18 protein-coding genes are annotated in these 18,520 nt (G+C 55.3%); 8 read left to right on the top strand and 10 right to left on the bottom strand.

Translation table 11 applies throughout. The features are described 5' to 3' along the window. Positions 1–134 precede the first annotated feature (134 nt). Together ispE and lolB are read right to left on the bottom strand one after the other, a co-directional pair. On the bottom strand, positions 135–992 hold the full coding sequence (ispE, locus tag QNH99_RS13005; protein WP_063879319.1) for a 4-(cytidine 5'-diphospho)-2-C-methyl-D-erythritol kinase: 858 nt from the start codon (positions 990–992) through the stop codon (positions 135–137). Next, complete coding sequence (lolB, locus tag QNH99_RS13000) at positions 989–1,612, bottom strand: lipoprotein insertase outer membrane protein LolB (protein WP_063879320.1); 624 nt, start codon at positions 1,610–1,612, stop codon at positions 989–991. Before lolB ends, ispE begins: the two co-directional genes overlap by 4 nt. Before the next feature lie 216 nt (positions 1,613–1,828). On the opposite strand from lolB, the gene hemA reads away from it, so the two are divergent. From hemA to kdsA, 6 genes are read left to right on the top strand one after another with little or no spacing between them, the layout of a single operon-like run. Continuing rightward, positions 1,829–3,085: a glutamyl-tRNA reductase gene (hemA, locus tag QNH99_RS12995; RefSeq protein ID WP_410516775.1), complete on the top strand. Its 1,257-nt coding sequence runs from the start codon at positions 1,829–1,831 to the stop codon at positions 3,083–3,085. A 42-nt stretch (positions 3,086–3,127) separates the two neighbouring features. Continuing rightward, the gene (gene prfA / locus QNH99_RS12990; protein ID WP_109716206.1) at positions 3,128–4,210 is read left to right on the top strand and encodes a peptide chain release factor 1; all 1,083 of its coding nucleotides are present in this window, start codon (positions 3,128–3,130) and stop codon (positions 4,208–4,210) included. Continuing rightward, positions 4,210–5,052: a peptide chain release factor N(5)-glutamine methyltransferase gene (prmC, locus tag QNH99_RS12985; protein ID WP_096012477.1), complete on the top strand. Its 843-nt coding sequence runs from the start codon at positions 4,210–4,212 to the stop codon at positions 5,050–5,052. The genes prfA and prmC overlap by 1 nt, the downstream gene beginning before the upstream one ends. Before the next feature lie 38 nt (positions 5,053–5,090). Beyond that, entirely contained in the window at positions 5,091–5,489 is a 399-nt protein-coding gene (locus QNH99_RS12980; RefSeq protein WP_410516774.1) for a SirB2 family protein, read from the top strand. Continuing rightward, positions 5,486–6,295, top strand: a complete 810-nt coding sequence (gene sirB1, locus QNH99_RS12975; protein ID WP_063879325.1) for an invasion regulator SirB1 — start codon at positions 5,486–5,488, stop codon at positions 6,293–6,295. The genes QNH99_RS12980 and sirB1 overlap by 4 nt, the downstream gene beginning before the upstream one ends. 25 nt (positions 6,296–6,320) lie before the next feature. Beyond that, entirely contained in the window at positions 6,321–7,175 is an 855-nt protein-coding gene (gene kdsA, locus QNH99_RS12970; RefSeq protein ID WP_410516773.1) for a 3-deoxy-8-phosphooctulonate synthase, read from the top strand. A 63-nt stretch (positions 7,176–7,238) separates the two neighbouring features. Here kdsA and chaA read toward each other — a convergent pair whose 3' ends face one another. Further along, positions 7,239–8,330 (bottom strand): sodium-potassium/proton antiporter ChaA, encoded by a 1,092-nt coding sequence (gene chaA, locus QNH99_RS12965; protein WP_063879327.1) that lies wholly within the window; start codon positions 8,328–8,330, stop codon positions 7,239–7,241. Positions 8,331–8,695: 365 nt separating this feature from the next. On the opposite strand from chaA, the gene chaB reads away from it, so the two are divergent. Both chaB and QNH99_RS12955 read left to right on the top strand, forming a co-directional pair. Next, the gene (gene chaB / locus QNH99_RS12960) at positions 8,696–8,926 is read left to right on the top strand and encodes a putative cation transport regulator ChaB (RefSeq protein WP_063879328.1); all 231 of its coding nucleotides are present in this window, start codon (positions 8,696–8,698) and stop codon (positions 8,924–8,926) included. A gap of 482 nt (positions 8,927–9,408) precedes the next feature. Further along, entirely contained in the window at positions 9,409–10,083 is a 675-nt protein-coding gene (locus QNH99_RS12955) for a gamma-glutamylcyclotransferase (protein WP_164484284.1), read from the top strand. A 29-nt stretch (positions 10,084–10,112) separates the two neighbouring features. Here QNH99_RS12955 and QNH99_RS12950 read toward each other — a convergent pair whose 3' ends face one another. From QNH99_RS12950 to icmH, 7 genes are read right to left on the bottom strand one after another with little or no spacing between them, the layout of a single operon-like run. Next, complete coding sequence (locus QNH99_RS12950; RefSeq protein ID WP_109716210.1) at positions 10,113–11,519, bottom strand: serine/threonine protein kinase; 1,407 nt, start codon at positions 11,517–11,519, stop codon at positions 10,113–10,115. A 44-nt stretch (positions 11,520–11,563) separates the two neighbouring features. Then, entirely contained in the window at positions 11,564–12,517 is a 954-nt protein-coding gene (locus QNH99_RS12945) for a hypothetical protein (RefSeq protein WP_109716211.1), read from the bottom strand. A 13-nt stretch (positions 12,518–12,530) separates the two neighbouring features. Further along, a complete protein-coding gene (locus tag QNH99_RS12940; protein ID WP_410516772.1) occupies positions 12,531–13,307 on the bottom strand; it encodes a PP2C family protein-serine/threonine phosphatase in 777 nt (258 codons plus the stop codon). Then, positions 13,304–14,431: a type VI secretion system-associated FHA domain protein TagH gene (tagH, locus tag QNH99_RS12935; RefSeq protein ID WP_218994638.1), complete on the bottom strand. Its 1,128-nt coding sequence runs from the start codon at positions 14,429–14,431 to the stop codon at positions 13,304–13,306. The genes QNH99_RS12940 and tagH overlap by 4 nt, the downstream gene beginning before the upstream one ends. A 34-nt stretch (positions 14,432–14,465) precedes the next feature. After that, positions 14,466–15,164 carry a type VI secretion system-associated protein TagF gene (gene tagF / locus QNH99_RS12930; protein ID WP_109716214.1) on the bottom strand — a complete coding sequence of 233 codons (699 nt, stop codon included), beginning with the start codon at positions 15,162–15,164 and terminating at the stop codon, positions 14,466–14,468. A gap of 13 nt (positions 15,165–15,177) precedes the next feature. After that, on the bottom strand, positions 15,178–17,286 hold the full coding sequence (gene tssM, locus QNH99_RS12925) for a type VI secretion system membrane subunit TssM (protein ID WP_283355585.1): 2,109 nt from the start codon (positions 17,284–17,286) through the stop codon (positions 15,178–15,180). Further along, a complete protein-coding gene (icmH, locus tag QNH99_RS12920) occupies positions 17,286–18,503 on the bottom strand; it encodes a type IVB secretion system protein IcmH/DotU (protein ID WP_063879336.1) in 1,218 nt (405 codons plus the stop codon). Before icmH ends, tssM begins: the two co-directional genes overlap by 1 nt. Positions 18,504–18,520 lie beyond the last annotated feature (17 nt).

Below are 18,520 nucleotides of genomic sequence, written 5' to 3'. Positions count from 1 at the left end.
GAAGAACCTCAGGCTTTGCGTCCAGAGAATGAACGTCATGACAGTAACCGGCGAATACTGTCGTGAACGTTCACACGGGTATGTGAGTGCGAAACGTGCTGTGTCTGGAACGGGGTGACACAGTCACGCTATCGCTAATCGCCTTGCAGAGTGCGCTGTAACGGCGAGACGTTAAGGCCTCGGGCTACAAAACCGCGCACCCATGGTGGGGCAAGCTCCAGCACCTGGCGAGCAGCATGCTCTGTGTCGAATTCAGCAAACACACAAGCACCTGTACCCGTCAGGCGCGACGGCGCGTATTCTAGCAGCCATGAAACAAGCTCATCAACCTCACGAAAACGTTTTCTTACTACTGATTCGCAATCATTGATGAACGGAGCCTGTAAAAGTGCCGATAAAGTGCGCACGGGCGTGTCACGGGTGAGCGCCGGGTCATTAAAGACCAGCGGTGTTGCCACGCTAACGCCTGGATGTGCAACAAGATACCATTTTTCCGCAGGCAATGCTGGAGAAAGCACCTCACCGACGCCTTCGGCAAAGGCGGCATAGCCTTTCACAAAAACCGGCACGTCGGCACCCAGTTTCACGCCCATTTGCGCCAGCGCCTCGGGTGAAAAACCCGTTTGCCACAGGTGGTTCAGCGCCACCAGTACGGTAGCGGCGTTGGATGAGCCGCCGCCGAGCCCGCCGCCCATAGGGAGACGCTTTTCAATGGCAATACGCGCACCGGCCCGGGCAGGCAGGCTGCCGTTTTCGCGCGCCGCCGCCTTGAGCATTTCGGCCGCACGCACAATCAAATTCTGTGCATCCGGCACGCCCGGCACCGGCGTCAGCAGCCTGATGTCGTCGCTCTGGTCGGGCGTGATGTCCAGGCTGTCGCCATAATCCAGAAACTGAAACAGGGTTTGCAGATTATGGTAACCATCTGGCCGACGCCCGGTGATGTACAAAAAAAGATTCAGTTTTGCCGGAGCAGGCCAGGTGGTGATCATTTCAGCGTCCAGTTATCCATGCGTAATTTAATACGTTGATCGCCTTCTTTTAATTCCAGGCTGGCGGGCAGCGGTGGGTTGACCTTGTTGTCATAGTCAGCAATGGTCACCTGCCAGTTCTGGCCGTCATGCTTATAGTTCAGACTGCGCAGCTGATACTGCTCGTTGAGCTGGTAATCGGTCGCATCGCCCGGCAGGCCCATCATCCACTGGCGCAGGTTGGTCAGCGGGATATCCATACCGGTCAGCTGCGAGATCATCTTCTGCGCATCGTTGCTGACATAACGTTTGCCTTTGTTGTCCACAATCTGCACCACCGAACCCTGAGCATCCAGCTGAAGCTCGGTGCTGCCTAATGGGTTCGTTAACAGCAGGCGATAGCGATCGGCAGCGGTCTGCTGCCAGTTAAAGCGGGCATAAACTTTCTGTTTATCCGACAGATAGGCGAACGCGCCGCGCGTCTGATACTGCGTGACGTGGCTGACGGCTTGCTGATGCTGTTGCCACTGCGGCGCGGTGACGCTTGGGCCAGGGCCTTGTGGTTTATTGATGCTACAGGCAGCCAGCAGAACGCTGGCAAGGGGTAAAAGGCGCAACAGGTTGCGTGTAGAAGTCAGCATCAAGTGGTCATCTCCTCGGACACATTTTTAATTGATAACAGGTAACGCTAACCATCCGCGTTTTAACCGTCAATGCTGTTATACGGCAAAAACGCTATGATCGGCTTAATCTTATTACAGTCATAGCCTTTGTATGGCTTTTCTTGATCTGCTGCATCTTGTAGAATGCGCTTCACAAAAACCTGACATTTATTGGGACAACCCAACTAAAACGCTATGACGCTGCTCGCACTCGGAATCAATCACAAAACTGCACCCATTGCTCTGCGCGAACGCGTTGCGTTCGGGCCGGAGTCGCTGGAGCAGGCCTTAAACAGCCTGTTATCTCAGCCTATGGTGCAGAGTGGCGTCGTGCTCTCCACCTGTAACCGAACCGAGCTGTACCTGAGTGTAGAGCAACAGGTCGATCTCCAGGAGCGTCTGGTGCGCTGGCTGTGCGAATATCATCAGCTTGATGAAGCGGATGTGCGTAACAGCCTTTACTGGCATCAGGATAATGAGGCGGTGAGCCACCTGATGCGCGTTGCCAGCGGGCTGGACTCCCTGGTGTTAGGTGAACCTCAGATTCTGGGGCAGGTGAAAAAAGCCTTTGCCGACTCTCAGCGCGGCCATGCGCTTAGCAGCGAGCTGGAACGCATGTTCCAGAAAACGTTCTCCGTTGCCAAACGCGTCCGTACCGAAACCGATATTGGCGCGAACGCCGTGTCCGTTGCCTTTGCCGCTTGTACGCTGGCGCGTCAAATCTTTGAATCGCTGTCCACGGTAAACGTATTGCTGGTTGGCGCGGGAGAAACCATTGAGCTGGTGGCCCGTCATCTGAGCCAGCATCAGGTGAAAAAGCTGATCATCGCGAACCGTACCCGTGAACGGGCGGAAGTGCTGGCAAATGAAGTGGGCGCCGAAGTGATCAGTCTGGCCGATATCGATTCCCGTCTGGCCGACGCCGATATTGTGATTACCTCTACCTCCAGCCCGTTACCCATTATTGGTAAAGGGATGATGGAACGTGCGCTGAAAGCGCGCCGTAATCAGCCGATGCTGCTGGTCGATATTGCGGTTCCACGCGATGTGGAGCCGGAAGTGGGCAAGTTAGCCAACGCCTATCTCTACAGCGTCGATGACCTGCAGGCCATCATTGAGCAAAACCTCGCCCAGCGTAAAGCCGCTGCGGTGCAGGCAGAAAGCATTGTCGTGCAGGAATGCAGTGATTTTATGGCATGGCTGCGTTCGCAAGGCGCGGTCAACACCATTCGCGAGTATCGCTCTCAGGCAGAGGATATTCGCGCAGAGCTGGAAGGCCGTGCGTTACAGGCGCTACAGCAGGGTGCCGACCCGCAAAAAGTGATGCAGGAACTGGCCCATAAGCTGACCAATCGTTTAATTCATGCACCAACCAAATCTCTTCAGCAGGCCGCACGCGACGGCGATAGCGAACGCCTGCAGATTTTACGCGACAGCCTGGGTCTCGAATAGGCACACTGCTGTCGTCATCTGTTACGGGAATCCCACAGTTAAATGAAAACCTCTATTGTTGCTAAACTGGAAGCGCTGCAGGAGCGCCACGAAGAAGTGGAAGCGATGCTGGGCGATGCCGGCGTGATTGCCGATCAGGACCGCTTTCGTGCTTTGTCGCGTGAATATGCTCAGTTGACCGATGTCACGCGCTGTTTCCGCGACTGGCAGCAGAACCAGCAAGATATCGAAACCGCTAAAATGTTGCTCGACGATCCAGAGATGCGCGATATGGCGCAGGAAGAGCTGCTGGAAGCGCGCGAAAAAAGCGAATTGCTGGAGCAACAACTGCAGCTGTTACTGCTGCCGAAAGATCCCGACGATGAGCGCGACTGCTTTGTGGAAGTGCGCGCCGGTACCGGCGGCGATGAAGCAGCCATCTTTGCCGGTGATTTATTCCGCATGTACAGCCGTTACGCCGAAGCACGTCGCTGGCGGGTAGAAATCGTCAGTGCCAATGAGGGCGAACACGGCGGCTACAAAGAAGTGATCGCCCGCGTGATGGGCGACGGTGCCTATGGTCGGCTGAAGTTTGAGTCAGGCGGACACCGTGTTCAGCGTGTACCGGAAACCGAATCCCAGGGCCGTATCCACACCTCCGCCTGTACGGTGGCGGTGATGCCAGAACTGCCGGAAGCCGAGCTGCCGGAAATCAATCCGTCGGATTTAAAAATCGACACCTTCCGCTCCTCAGGTGCCGGTGGTCAGCACGTTAACACCACCGACTCCGCGATCCGTATTACCCACCTGCCAACCGGTATCGTGGTGGAGTGCCAGGACGAACGTTCTCAGCATAAAAACAAAGCCAAAGCCTTGTCCGTACTGGGCGCACGTATTCATGCGGCTGAAATGGCAAAACGTCACGAAGTCGAAGCCAGCACGCGCCGTAATCTGCTCGGCAGCGGCGATCGTTCCGACCGTATTCGCACCTACAACTTCCCCCAGGGCCGCGTAACCGACCATCGTATCAACCTGACGATCTACCGTCTGGACGAAATCATGGAAGGCAAGCTGGACAGTCTGATTGAGCCTATCGTGCAGGAATATCAGGCTGACCAACTGGCAGCGTTGGCCGGTCAGGATTAATGGATATCCGTCACTGGCTCAAGCAGGCGGTCGCCACCTTATGCGGGGGCGACAGTCCGAAACGAGACGCCGAGATCCTGCTGGGGTTTGTCACCGGCAAATCCCGCAGCTGGCTGGTGGCCTTTGATGAAACCCTGCTCACGGATGCCCAGTTGCAACAGCTAGAGGTTCTGCTGGCGCGTCGCGCCCGGGGCGAACCCATTGCCCATCTGGTGGGCGAACGGGAGTTCTGGTCGCTGCCGCTAAAGGTGAACGACGCCACGCTGATCCCACGGCCCGACACGGAAATACTGGTGGAACAGGCGCTGGCGCATCTGCCCGCGTCACCTTCGCGGGTGCTGGATCTTGGCACCGGAAGCGGGGCGATTGCACTGGCGATCGCCAGTGAACGTCCGGATTGTGACATTATTGGCATCGATCGCATTCCTGCGGCGGTAGAACTGGCAAAACGCAATGCCGATTATCTGGCCATCCCTAACGCCACTTTTTTACACAGCCACTGGTTTGCGCAGCTCACGCCTGCCCGCTTCGACCTGATCGTCAGTAATCCTCCCTATATCGACGCCAACGATCGTCATCTTAACGAGGGCGATGTGCGCTTCGAACCGCGCAGCGCTTTGGTGGCGGACGAGGCGGGCATGGCGGATTTACGGCTGCTAATTGAACAAGCGGTCAACTGGCTGCAGCCTGGCGGTTGGCTGCTGCTTGAGCACGGCTGGCAACAGGATGAAGCCGTGCGTCAGCTGATGCAACAGCACCATTATCTGTCCGTGGCGACGGCGAAGGATTATGGCGGTCATCCCCGGGTCACGTTTGGGCAGGCAGCCTCCGGTCCGGCTTAAGCGCGCGACTGAATACTGAAGAACAACATGGATGAACGATGTTTGCTTACTATCCGCTAATTAAGAATCTGCACCTGCTGACCGTGGCAGTCACCATTTCACTGTTTTTGCTGCGTTTTTACTGGCAACGCGTGGGCTCTGCCATACTGCAACAGCGCTGGGTGCGCATTCTTCCCCATATTAATGACACGCTGTTGCTCCTGAGCGGCGCATCGCTGGTGATGATCACCCATTTCTATCCGTTTTCGCCTCAGGGAAGCTGGCTGACTGAGAAGCTGTTAGGCGTTATTATCTATATTGCCCTTGGGTCGGTGGCATTAAGTCGCCGCCCTCGTTCTGACCGCACCCGCTGGATCGCCTTTATCGTGGCATTGATTGCGCTGGTGACGATCATTAAGCTGGCACTGAGTAAAATGCCGTTACTGGGGATAGTATGAGCTCCACCGAACAACTTGATTACAGTGAGACGCCGCTGTGTGAGGCAGTGATTGGTGCCACGATGGCCATCCGCACTGACTTTCCGGCGCTGTCGGTTGAAGCACAGTTAGCTGCGTTAGTGGCGGAAGCCCGTGACTACGTCAGTCAGGAACAGGATGCCGATTTAAAGCTCGAAAAGCTGCTGGAGCTGTTTTACAAACAGTGGAAATTTGGCGGTGCCAGCGGGGTTTATAACCTGTCAGATGCACTCTGGCTGGATAAGGTCCTGAAAACCCGTCAGGGCACGGCTGTGTCGCTGGGCGTGATTTTGCTGCATATCGCGGCTGAACTCGAATTGCCCCTGATGCCGGTTATTTTCCCGACCCAGTTGATTCTGCGTGCCGACTGGCTCGACGGGGATAAATGGCTGATTAATCCCTTTAACGGGGACACGCTGGACACGCACACGCTGGAAGTGTGGCTAAAAGGCAATATCAGTCCGCTGGCGCGTCTGTATGATGACGATCTGGACGAAGCCAAAACCGAGAGCGTCATGCGCAAGATGCTGGATACGCTGAAAGCGGCGCTGATGGAAGAGAAGCAGATGGAACTGGCGCTGAACGTCAGCCAGGTGTTACTGCGGATTGATCCAGATGATCCCTATGAGATTCGCGACCGTGGTTTAATTTACGCTCAGCTTGAGTGCGAGCATATCGCGTTAAATGACTTAACCTACTTCGTTGAACAGTGTCCTGAAGACCCGGTCAGCGAGATGATCAAAGTTCAGATTCACGCAATCGAACAAAAACGCGTGACGCTGCATTAAGCGTCACCCCAGATAAGGAAAGGGCATGACACAGAAAGTCGTCAGTATCGGTGATATCAAGGTCGCAAACGATCTGCCATTTGTTCTCTTCGGCGGCATGAACGTGCTGGAATCCTACGATCTCGCCATGCGCATCTGCGAGCACTATGTAAAAGTGACCGACAAACTCGGCATTCCTTACGTGTTCAAAGCGTCTTTTGACAAAGCTAACCGTTCCTCTATTCACTCTTACCGTGGTCCTGGCCTGGAAGAGGGCATGAAGATTTTCCAGGCGCTGAAGCAGGCGTTTGGCGTGAAAATCATCACGGACGTTCATGAAGCAGCGCAGGCGCAGCCCGTTGCTGATGTGGTTGATGTGATTCAGCTGCCAGCCTTCCTCGCGCGTCAGACCGATTTGGTTGAGGCGATGGCGAAAACCGGTGCGGTCATTAACGTGAAGAAGCCACAGTTTGTCAGTCCGAGCCAGATGGGCAACATCGTCGATAAGTTTACCGAAGGCGGAAATGACAAAGTGATTCTGTGCGATCGTGGCAGTAACTTTGGCTATGACAACCTGGTTGTGGATATGCTGGGCTTTAACGTAATGAAGAACGTGACCCACAACTCGCCGGTCATTTTCGACGTAACGCACGCGCTGCAAACCCGCGATCCCTTCGGTGCTGCCTCCGGTGGTCGCCGTGCTCAGGTGGCCGAACTGGCCCGTGCCGGTATGGCGGTGGGGATTGCAGGCTTGTTTATCGAAGCCCACCCGGAACCGAACAGTGCGAAGTGTGATGGCCCGTCGGCGCTGCCACTGGATAAGCTGGAGCCTTTCCTGGTGCAGATGAAAGCCATTGATGATCTGGTCAAGAGCTTCCCGGCGCTGGACACCAGTAACTAAGCTGCCTGCACAAAATAAAAAAGAGCGACAATTCGCTCTTTTTTTTCGTCTCAGGTCAGCAGGTTACAGCATGATTGTCATCAGGTAACCGATAAACAAGGCCAGATGGGCCGCGCCGTTCAGGACATTGGTTCGGCCAGTCGAGAAGCTGAGCTGACACAGAATCAGTGACGCAATCATAATCACCATCTGCGGTGGCTCCAGGCCAAACACCAACTCTTGTCCGGTCAGGGTTGCGATGATCGAGACGGCAGGTACGGTGAGTGAAATGGTCGCCAGCACCGAGCCAAAGAACAGGTTCATGGCGCGCTGGACCTGGTTCATCAACACCGCTCTGATCGCCCCCAGTCCTTCTGGCGACAGAATCAATAACGCCACCAGAAAGCCGGTAAACTGCTTAGGCGCGTTCATCTCACTCAGTAAATGCTCCAGCGGGTTGGCATTCATCTTGGTCACGGCAATGACCGCAATCAGATGGATAATCAACCAGATAGCGTGCCAGACGCTGCTGTGGGCAGAGGGTTTACCGTGATGGGGATCGCCATCATCGCTTTCATCTTCATGCTCATACACAAACAGGCTCTGATGGGTTTTAGTCTGGATTAACAAGAAAACGCCATACATCGCAGCGGAGATCGCGGCAATCAGCAGTGCCTGGGCCGTCGTGAAGTTCCCTCCGGGTAACGCATTCGGGAACACCAGCACCAGGATGGCCAGCGGAAAAATGGCAATCAGGTACTGTTTTACCCCGGCCAGATTCACGTACTGCGTAGCAAACTTATTCCCGCCCAGCAGTAGCGCAAAGCCGACCAGACCACCGGTCACGATCATGATGATGGAATAAAGTGTATCGCGCATCAGGGCGGGCGCGGCATCACCGGTTGCCATCAGCGCCGAGATTAAGCTGACTTCAAGAATGACCACCGACAGGCTGAGAATCAGCGAGCCATAGGGTTCACCGAGACGATGCGCCAGAACATCCGCATGGCGCACCACGCTGAAGGCGCTGCTAAGAATCGCCACCAGCGCGAGTAAGTTAATACCAACCACGATGGGCAGTGAGGTTTGTGCATTAAAAAAATAGAGTATGCCAAGGGCAATAAGGGGAAGTATCAGTGAAAACTCTTTGTGACGTGTTTTTTCATGTGAAGGCATTCACCATCCTCTCTGCTGAATAAAAGGGGTAATTCATTTACCCACCATTACATTGAAACTTATAGGTTACGCAGTTTAACTTTTCAATCGCACCTAATGTAAAAATTTACCGCTTTTTACTTTTAAAGGGATTTTGCCTGAAAGGCGGATAACTTTATCTTATTGGGGATTTTATTTACTAAATCAGTAACAAACATCAAGCGGCTGCGGCATTATCCTGGATTTTATCAAGATAAAAGTTCAGGGAAGGTTGTCGTTAAGCTGCCATTGAAGGCGAAACCCGTAAAGGCGGTAATAAGTGCGGGTTTGCATTTTCACTCATCTACGCCAGGCTTATAAATTCGCTTGTTAACTGAGGAGACATGATGCCTTACGCTAACCGAAACGACCTTCCCGAGAGTGTGAAAAACGTTTTGCCTGCACATGCTCAGGACATCTATCAGCAGGCTTTTAACCACGCCTGGACAGAGTACAAGCATCCCGATGACCGTCGCGGTGATGAATCCCGTGAAGAGGTGGCGCACAAGGTGGCCTGGTCGGCGGTAAAACATCAATACCAGAAAGGCGATGATGATAAATGGCATCCTAAAAAGTAGTGCCCAGCGCCATTATCACGCGAACGTCAGGTCACTCCGCGTCGTCCTGTAGTCTTTCCCATGGACGGGAAGGCATTTTTCTGTCTCGGTGCGTGCAGGTATTTACGGCTTTATTTCACGCCGAAACGGTCATTTAACGCAACAACCTTGCTCGTTAATCTGGCTATATACGGTCATTAGCGGGTAACCCTTTTTACGTTATTTTTCATCCGCTAAGCCATTCAGACGGCGCGCAAGCAACCTGTAATAACGGGCTGTTACATCTCCTGTTTTTTTAAAATATCCTTTTGGTGTGCAATTAACCTTTCTGTTAATACCGCAATATAGGCAAATTTTTACTTTCTACTCCGACTCTTGCTTGCAACTGATTGTGTTAATAATTAATGTCAGTTTAATGAACAGAGCGTAAATTAGTGAATGTTGAACATAACAGAGCAGAGGAGCCACTTACACAGGACGTGGTGAAAGTCGAGGAGGTCGCATTGCTAACCCGGGAATTCTTATTAAAAGCGGATTGTAAAACATCATTTGGTGATATTGAGGAGACACTCCTGTGGAGTTGTGAACAGCGCGCGGCATCGCTGGCGGCAACCCTGGCCTGTCGGCCCGATCACAGCCCGGTATGGATCTTCGGCTACGGTTCTCTGATGTGGAACCCGGTTTTTGAAGCTGATGAAGTTGCGTCGGCGTCGCTGGACGGCTGGCATCGCGCCTTTTGCTTACGCCTGACTGCCGGGCGCGGCACGGCTTCGCATCCGGGACGTATGCTGGCGTTGAAAGAGGGCGGTATTACCCGTGGGCTGGCGTTTCGCCTGCCGGAAGAACGTCTGCACGACGAACTGGAACTGCTGTGGAAACGTGAAATGATCACCGGGTGCTATTTGCCGACCTGGTGTGAGCTGACGCTGGAAGACGGACGTCGCGTTTCTGCCCTGGTGTTTATTATGGACCCCCGCCATCCGCTGTATGAGGATGATACCTGTCCGCAGGCGGTTGCGCCGTTAATTGCTGCGGCGACCGGGCCGCTGGGTTCAAATGCCCAGTATCTCTTCTCGCTGGAAGAAGAGCTGACCAAACGCGGAATGGAAGAGGACGATCTGATCCGCCTGGCGCATCAGGTACGTGCGCTGCAACAAGACTGGCTGAAGCAGGCCTGAACCATGCACCGATCCAGGCTGGCACCGAATTAATTGGTGGGATTAATCAGCCAGGTGCCGGGTTTATCAATCAGAAGTGACTGACTGCGAAGCCGGTTCCCGGCCCGCACGTCAATACGGTACTGACCGGCGGCCAGATTCAACACCGCAAAACCGTTGCTGCTGGCATGTACCGCAACGGGCTGACCGTTCAGCACCACCTGTTCGTCGCTGGTGAGCTTAAGATAGACCATCGCCAGACCGGCGGGTACCGTGCCGGTAGCCGGTAACGCATGGCTCTTATCAACGAGCGAAGCAGCAGGCGTACGCGTATTCTCAATCCAGACTACTACCGCCACCGCAATCATCGCGACGCCAGCCAGCGCGAGTAATCCCGGCGACAGGCGACGTACGTTGCGTCCGGTTAACGGCTCGGCCATCGTCGCACCGTGATTCATCGCTAACACGACCGGTGGCACGGTCTCGGCTGACGCGGCGTCGCTGATAGACTGCTCATCATTACGCTGTTGCAGGCTGTTCACCACCGCCTCAACGTCGCTGACGGGCAAATCAATCAGCGCGGCAAACTCATCAATGTTCTGCGGGCGATCGTGGGGCTTCATCGTCAGCGCGCAGTCAATCGCGTGCAGCAGCGGCAGCGAGTAGCCCTGCGGTTTACGTGCCACCAGCGGTTGGTAATTATCTTCAATGCAGCGCACCACGCTGACCGGCGGCGGAGAGCCTGTAATCAACGTATGCAACACGGCGCCCAGCGCATAAATGTCCGTCCACGGACCCTGTTCACTTTCGCCTTCTTCACTGTACTGCTCAATGGGCGCAAAACCCGGTTTGAGCATGATTTCAGTTTCGTCGGAAAGGTTGCCAATCTCTTTACGGGCGGAGCCAAAGTCGAGCAGCACCGGCAGCTGATTTTCCTGAATCTGGATGTTATCCAGCGAGATATCCCGATGCAGGTAGCCCGCCTGATGAATGGTGTTGATAGCGCCTAACAGCGGCGGCAGCAGACGACGTATCCAGGCTTCTGAAATCGCCTCATGGCTGGTGACCTGCCACTCTTTTAACGTCATGCCGTTGTAGTAGAGCGTGCCCATGTAGGCAGTGCCGTTCTGTTCCCAGAAGCGCAGGACGTGAAGTAAACCAGGATGGTTAAAACGCGCCAACAGTCGGGCTTCCTGAATAAAGCTGTTCAGGCCCGCGTTAAACAGCTTTTGAAACCGTTCACCGCGCAGCGCCAGTGATAAGTCTTCGGTTCTTACCGCCAGCGACACCGGCATGTACTCTTTAATCGCAATCGTGCGTTCGAGTTGGTGATCCCATGCACGGTAGACAATGCCGAAACCGCCGCCGCCAATCACCTCTTTAATTTCGAACTCGTTAAAACGATATCCGTCAGGCAAGGCATTCGGTATTGTTTTCTGACTGTCATTTGCCGACATAATAGACTCTCTGAACGGGGCCTGCTTGTCAGGCTACGCGGTAATTAATGGATGTTACGCCATGCACCTTCAGCAGGATCGACCCGATCCGCGCGTAAGGCGTCAACAAGTAACACATTCACTTTTTGCGACGATGTCATACCGGTCGCCCAGCGGCTGCGCAGAGCAGTAATGCGCGAGGTCAGCGCGCTGGCATTCTGCTGTGCCGCCGTTTTATCGGCTTTGATCAATAAGGTTCCGTCAAAACGCCACAGATGCTGCTGTACATCAAAGGGCAAGACCATCCAGCTGTCTGGCGCATCGGAACGGGCCAGAATCATGCGCTGGTTATTGACGTCCACAATTTGCAGATGCTGGTCGGATAGCGTCAGGTTGGCAATGGGATAGCCCTGATAAAAGCTGATCGCAAGCGTCTGCGGTTGCGCGCCACCGCTCAGGGTTATGTCACTTTTACCTTCCAGCCAGCCCTCGGCGGAGCACTGCTGTTTACCGATGTCAGGCACAAACATAGCCAGTCCACGCGCGTCCCAGGCCGTGCGAAAACGACAGCCGTTTGGTAAGGCGAAATGCTGCAGCGGCGTGCCATCTGCCGGACGCGACAGGCTGGGCGAGACCGCACTCTGTGCCGGGGCAGTGGCTTTGGCATCGGTATTCACAATCAGTCGCCAGTTCTGCAATTTGCTGGCGCTGCCGCTGGCCAGCACGTTGCCCTCGCTATTGGTCATTTGCCAGGGTAGCACGTCCAGATCGTTACACTGATTGGCTAACAGCGTGCCCACGCGCGGCAAAAACGTTTTTAAAACCTCAGCATCCTGACCTTTACCCGACACAATACGCAGCGGCAGCGTTTCCTGGCACCACTCATCCGGCGTTTTGCCCGCAACGTTGTCGATATACACTTCCAGTTCAAGACTGGGTGAATACACCACGCGATAATTTTCCGCCTGCGCAGTAAAGGCCATAAACAACGTGGCTATAGCGGGCAACCACAATTTCATAGAATTCCTTTAATCAATAACCTGATGGCAGAAAACGCGCGGAATCGGCCAGCGTATAAAGCAGGGTGGCATCTTGCGGCTCACCAATCCATACGGCCAGTGCGCTAAGGTTGTCTTTCTTTACGTCGCGGCTCACCGCCTGTTCCATTAACATCAGCCACTCGTCACAGGCATTTACCATGCGCAGCGCCTGCTCCATTTCTTTGGTGGTCAGGTTGAGCCAGAAACCGTCGCTGCAGACTAAAAACGCATCGCCATCTTCCAGCATGATTTCGTCAGAGAAGCTCACCGGATGGGCAGGTTCTATGCCGAGCGCATTATAGAGTAAATTACTGTTAATTCCGGTATTTTCATAGCCCGCATCGCTTAACTTTTGCGCCAGACTGTGGTCACGCGTGACCTCATTCAGCACCCCGTGACGGAAGTGATAAACCCTGCTGTCACCCGCGTGCGCCCACCATGCGCGCTGTCGCGTACGGTCGATAAACAGGCCGGCAAGCGTGGTGCACATGGTGGAAAAATTCGGATTATTACCCTGGGCTATTTCAAGTAATGATCGGCACTTTTCAACCGCCTGACGGGTAAGGGCTGGCGTCACCTGGTCGCAGGTGAGTAATTGTTCAATCAGGACATCGCACACCAGCTGCGCCGCCTGGTCGCCGCCGGGCAAGCCAGCCACGCCGTCGCACACCACAAAGCAGGCTTTGCGTTCATCCACTATGACGCCGGTTCGATCCTGATTATCGGCGCGCAGCCCCTGCTGATACTGACTGGCAAAGGCGATATTCATGCGTCATCCGTGCGCGTCTGTGAGTCTTTGTACTGATTCACTTCCATGTCATAGGCATGAAGAAAGGCTTCCCCAAACAGCGTGTGAAAATCGTCTTCGATTTCCCCGGCGGTACGCTGGTAGCGGCGGGTAAAATAGTCCCACAGGGCAGCTTTTTTAAAGGGGGAAAAGGGGGTTTTCGACACCGCGCCGTCCGCGCGCGCCTGTTCTTCCAGCCCCTGAGGATTAAACGACTGCAGCATCGCGGCGATAATCGCGCGTATCCCGGCAATCATGCCCAACTGATGCGCCTGCAGATCGACCAACGCATCGCGCACGGCCTGTTCGGGCTGCATAAAGCCCGGCATCTGGCTTTGATACATCTGCATCAAGACGGTTTTGCCTGAGGGGAGAATTTTGAAGGGATTGTTGGCCTCGTTCAGGATCATCGTCATTTCGGCTTTGACGCCACGTTTCAGAATGGAACGCGACGACAGCAGGGCAACCGTACCTTGAGAGAACAGGCTTAGCATCCGGCCTGTAGTGCGCATTTGCTCTTCGCTGATCACCGTATTGTGGCCGTTTTTCAGCCCCATTCCGTCCAGCAGCGCCGCCACCAGCTTGTCCTGATCCAGCCCGGCGGCAAAGGGCGCATGAAAAGTTTCGCTAATCTGGGGATCGATCGCCAGCCTGGCGTCGCCGCGACGTTCAGGACGCTTCGGTACAGGCTCTTCTGTGACTTCCTCCACCTCCGCATGTTCGGGAATATCCAGCGGATTGCTACGCGTGGCGGCATGGGAAAAAAACGCCAGAGGATCGCTGTTCACGCCGTGATACGCCGGATCGCGCACGTCAATGGCGTAGTCACCAATGCGCAGTGCGTCACCGTGCTTGAGGTGCACCTGCATGCCGCGCTTAAGTGGCACACCGTTGTGTTCGACAGGCGTAACGCTGCCCTGATTGGTCAAACGGCATTCGCCTTCGCCTGACAGGTGCACCAGCGCCTGCAGACGCGAAATAGAACGGGCTTCATCCGGTAACACCAGGTCGTTATCCTGGCTGCGGCCAATGGTGCCGCCCGGCGGATGAAAGGTGACGGTTTTCACCGGAATATCAGACGTGCATTGTACGATGGTAAATTGCATGAGTTATCCCGTCATGGAGGACAGTAGCAACGCCTCACTCAAACATCGGTGGATAGAGGCCATTGCGTCCCGGCTGTGCACCTGCCGCCGGATTAAACAGTAATGAGAACAGTTCTGCTGTGAGGTTGCCGCTATGCTTGTGTGTGGCATGAACGAAACCGTCACTGCGATTGCTCCACCAGTAACTAATGTGTTGCTGAGGGTCGAAACGTTCGGCGACTTCCTGCCAGCTCAGGGTGCAAGGCAAATCGTGGAAACCGATTACATCCATAATATCGGAGTGCTGCTGTACCGGGATCATCAGCGGCGTCAGCGCCTGAATCTGCTGCTCCAGCTGGGCCGGTGTGAGGCGCTGCGCCACGGCGCTCAGCAGCGTGGCACCCAGTTCCTGAAACCAGTCGCCAGAGATGGTCAGCTGCGCCGGATGCCACTGGGCCAGGGGAAAGCTCAGCAGCGCCAGCAGCGGCCAGGCGCGTCCGACCCGATCGCAGGAGGGCAGCAGACAACCCATCTGCACCTGATTGCGGGTTGGGGTGATCGGTAATACGAAATTCCATACCGGGGCGCGTAAAAAGTCGGCATTGACCGCACCGTCCTGGTGATGCCAGTGCACCAGGCCTTGCTGAAACCAGTGGTTCCAGGGGGCAATAAGCTGCTCGGTTAACCGATGATGCAAAAAGTCCCCCGTCGAGGGCAATTTGCCGTACCAGCCAGGGGCCAGAGATGCAGGCATGTTCACCTCGCCATTATGGGTTATGCGTCGTCAGGCGCTGTGCTTTACGGGGCGCGACGGCCAGCAGGGTATTGCTGTCACCTGCATGGTTTAAATTATCAGCCAGCTTGCCCAACATCAGCGCGTTATCGCGCGCATACGGCGAAGACTGAATTTGCTGATCCAGCAACTGACTCAAATGCCAGTCCAACTGCTGCAAATCACGGGCGCTGACCTTATCCGGTAACGAACGCTGCAGATTCTGCAGCAGCCAGGCGCGGAGAAATTCCCCATCATAATTTCGTGGCTGGTACAGCATCTGATAGGCCCGCAGCGCGTTACGGCTGTATTCGTTATCATCACCTGGGTCGTTACGCAGCAGGTTGGTGATCTGCTGAGCAACGCGCGGCAGTAATAAAGACTTAAGCGCATTTTGATAAAGCGCCCAGGCGGCATCGCTGACCTGATTTCCCCGGTATAACCCCGCTCGCATAGTAAGCGGCGGATTATCGAGAGAAAACTGGTCGGACACAGGCAACTTCACCAGGTTATTCAGAAAGGGTAGCAGATCAAAAATATTATCAGCAGGCTGATGTATCACCTGCTGACTTTGTTGTGAGATAACCGGCATTCGCGCCGAAACCTGCTGCAGATAATGTTGGTTTTGATAGTAGCTCACCAACCATAACCCACTCATGATCACCAGCGCACCGGCCAGCATGCCGTAGCCAATCCAGTGTAAAAGCTGATTACGGTATTCCCAGCGGCGGTTGCTGCCCGCCAGGCCGCTCTCTTTAAACACCAGATTACTCAGCAGATCGCGAATGAAAAAGCTCTGGCCTTTATTACCGGGAATGGGGCTGTTGCGGTTAACGCGATCCCAGGCGGCAATAGAATGGGAACCGGCCTGGCGCAGCTGCAGTTTGCGGCTCAACTCGCCCATGACACGGTCAAAAGGTAATCCTTCCTGAGTGCCGCTGGTAAAAAACAGGCCGCGCGGATTCCAGGCAACGGTGTCAGCACGCTGAGAAAACACGATATCCAGATATTCGCTGAGCAGCGGGCGCAGAGACGAGAACTCCTGCGGAAACAGGAAACACTCTGCCCGCTCATTCAGATCGCGCTCGTGGGTCATCTGATCGGCCAGCTGCAACTGCAGCTTCTGGGCTAACTGCGTAAACTGCAGGTCAAAATGCGGGTGCCAGTCCTGCTTATTCGGCTTGCCGGCGTCCCAGGGGAAGGTGAATCCCCAGATAGCATCGCGTCGGGCTTTATCCAGTGTGCCGTAGTAGCTCATGAAGCCTTTCAGCAGGTCGGTTTTGGTCAGCATGATATACACGGGGAAGTGAATGCCGGTGTGCTGATGCAGTTCGGTCAGGCGTTCGCGCAGGGCGTTGGCCTGCTCAAAACGCGCCTCGGCGGAATCGCTCAGCAAATCTGCCACGCTGATGGTCATGATGACGCCATTAATCGGCTGCCGGGCACGATAGCGCTTCAGCAAATTAATAAAGCTCTGCCACTCGCTGGCGTCGCGGGCGCGCTGGCTTTCCTGAAGCGCATAGCGCCCGGCGGTATCGATCAGTACAGCACTGTCGGTAAACCACCAGTCGCAATGACGTGTGCCGCCGACGCCGCGCACCGCCTCGTGACCAAAGGTATCGGTAAGAGGGAACTTCAGTCCGGCATTCAGCAGCGCGGTGGTTTTACCGGCACCGGGCGCGCCAATCATCAGATACCAAGGCAACTGGTAGAGATAGTTGGCGTTGATGCGTGCCCACAGGCTGCCCTGACGGCGACCAAAATGGGTGCGTTTCAGGCGCATGGCCGCGTCGCTGAAACGCTGGCTCAGCAGCGCTTCAGTCGCCTGACGCTCGGCGGGATCGTCGCTTTCTACGACCTGCAGCCGATCCAGAAGACGGCTGTTATACCAGGCACGGTAAACCGCAGGGATCAGCTGAAGCACGATCCAAAGCAGATAAAGGATGCTCACCGCGATCTCGCGGTGCAGGGCAGGCTCAAGCGGGCGGGTTTCATCCCACGCAATAAGCGGCCCCAGCATCCACAACAGGCAACTCAGTGCCGTGACGCCGATAAAGCTCCACAGCAGCCGATGCGTTAAAAATAAACGAAATGAAGCGCGCATCAGTGTGTTCCTTGGTGAGTGCTCAGTGTTTCAGGTGCGGCAAACAGCGTGATTTCAACCCGTCGGTTACGGGTCCGGTTTTCGCTGCTGTCGTTGGGCAGCAGGGGATCACTGTCACCGCGTCCTTCCGAGCGGATCACATGCGCATCGGCAAGCTGAACCTGAAGCAGCTGGCTGACGGCACGTGCCCGGGCAAAAGAAAATTCATAGCTGGAGGCAAAACGGCTGCCGTCCACGGGTTTATCATCGGTAAACACCGACACCAGAATCGTGCCCTTAACATCTTTCATCGCGCTGGAGACCCGCGCCAGAATGGCCCGGCCCACCGGGTTGATCACCGTGCCTTGCTCGGCAAACAGCTTGTCCGCAGGAATAATGACCTTGCTGCCAAAGGCACCGTCACTGACTTCCAGTTGACCGGCGGCGATCACATCATTGAGCCGCTGGCGCAAATCGAGCAGGGCCTGAGGCGAAGAAGGGCGGCGATTTACCGTGATTTGCGGCAACGGCATGTTATACAGGCTTCGCAGCAGCGGCTCGGCCGCATTGCCCAGCCGCCAGTTTAGCCCGCTGTAAATCAGGCAGCCAATCAGGGCGACGAGCATTGCACAGGCCCAGAGCGGCACCATCGGACGTGCAAGCGTGCTGACCAGCGGATGCACCTGCACCAGCGGAGGGGAATCGGTGCTCTGCTGGGCGCGGGTTTCATCGATCAGGACTTTTAACCGTGCCCGCAGGCTGTCGCACTGTGCCCGGCCTTTTTCACTGCCCCGGTAGCGACCTTCGTAACCTAATAACAGGCAGTAATGAATGATTTCCAGCAGCCAGAGATGCTGCTGCGGGCTTTGCGAGATACGGGACAGCAGCTGAAAGAATTTTTCACCGCCCCAGCTTTCATTGTGAAACGTAACCAGCATGCCGTTTCCGGACCAGACGCCGCGCGTGCCCCAGGGCGTTTGCGCGGCGGCCTCATCCAGAGCGCTGCAGATGCAGTAACGCGCACCAATGATCATTTCAAACGGCAGGCCCGCCTGCTTACAGCGTTGCTCAAATACGCGCACCTCATCCATCAGCGACTGACGTAAACCCGCCGGGTCATCATGAGTCGCGGCCTGACGAATTTGCACCACCGCATTCAGCAGTGGCGCGGCAGCGTTAAGTAAAAGATTTTCGGTACCCGAGGTCGTAACCTCTCGCGGTGATGATTCCACGCTCATTACTGTGTGTTTTTCCC

This window comes from Pantoea allii, assembly GCF_046529425.1.
GTDB lineage: Bacteria > Pseudomonadota > Gammaproteobacteria > Enterobacterales > Enterobacteriaceae > Pantoea > Pantoea allii.
The sequence above is the reverse complement of the archived record's forward strand: the minus strand, read 5'-3'. Positions and strand labels throughout refer to the sequence as shown.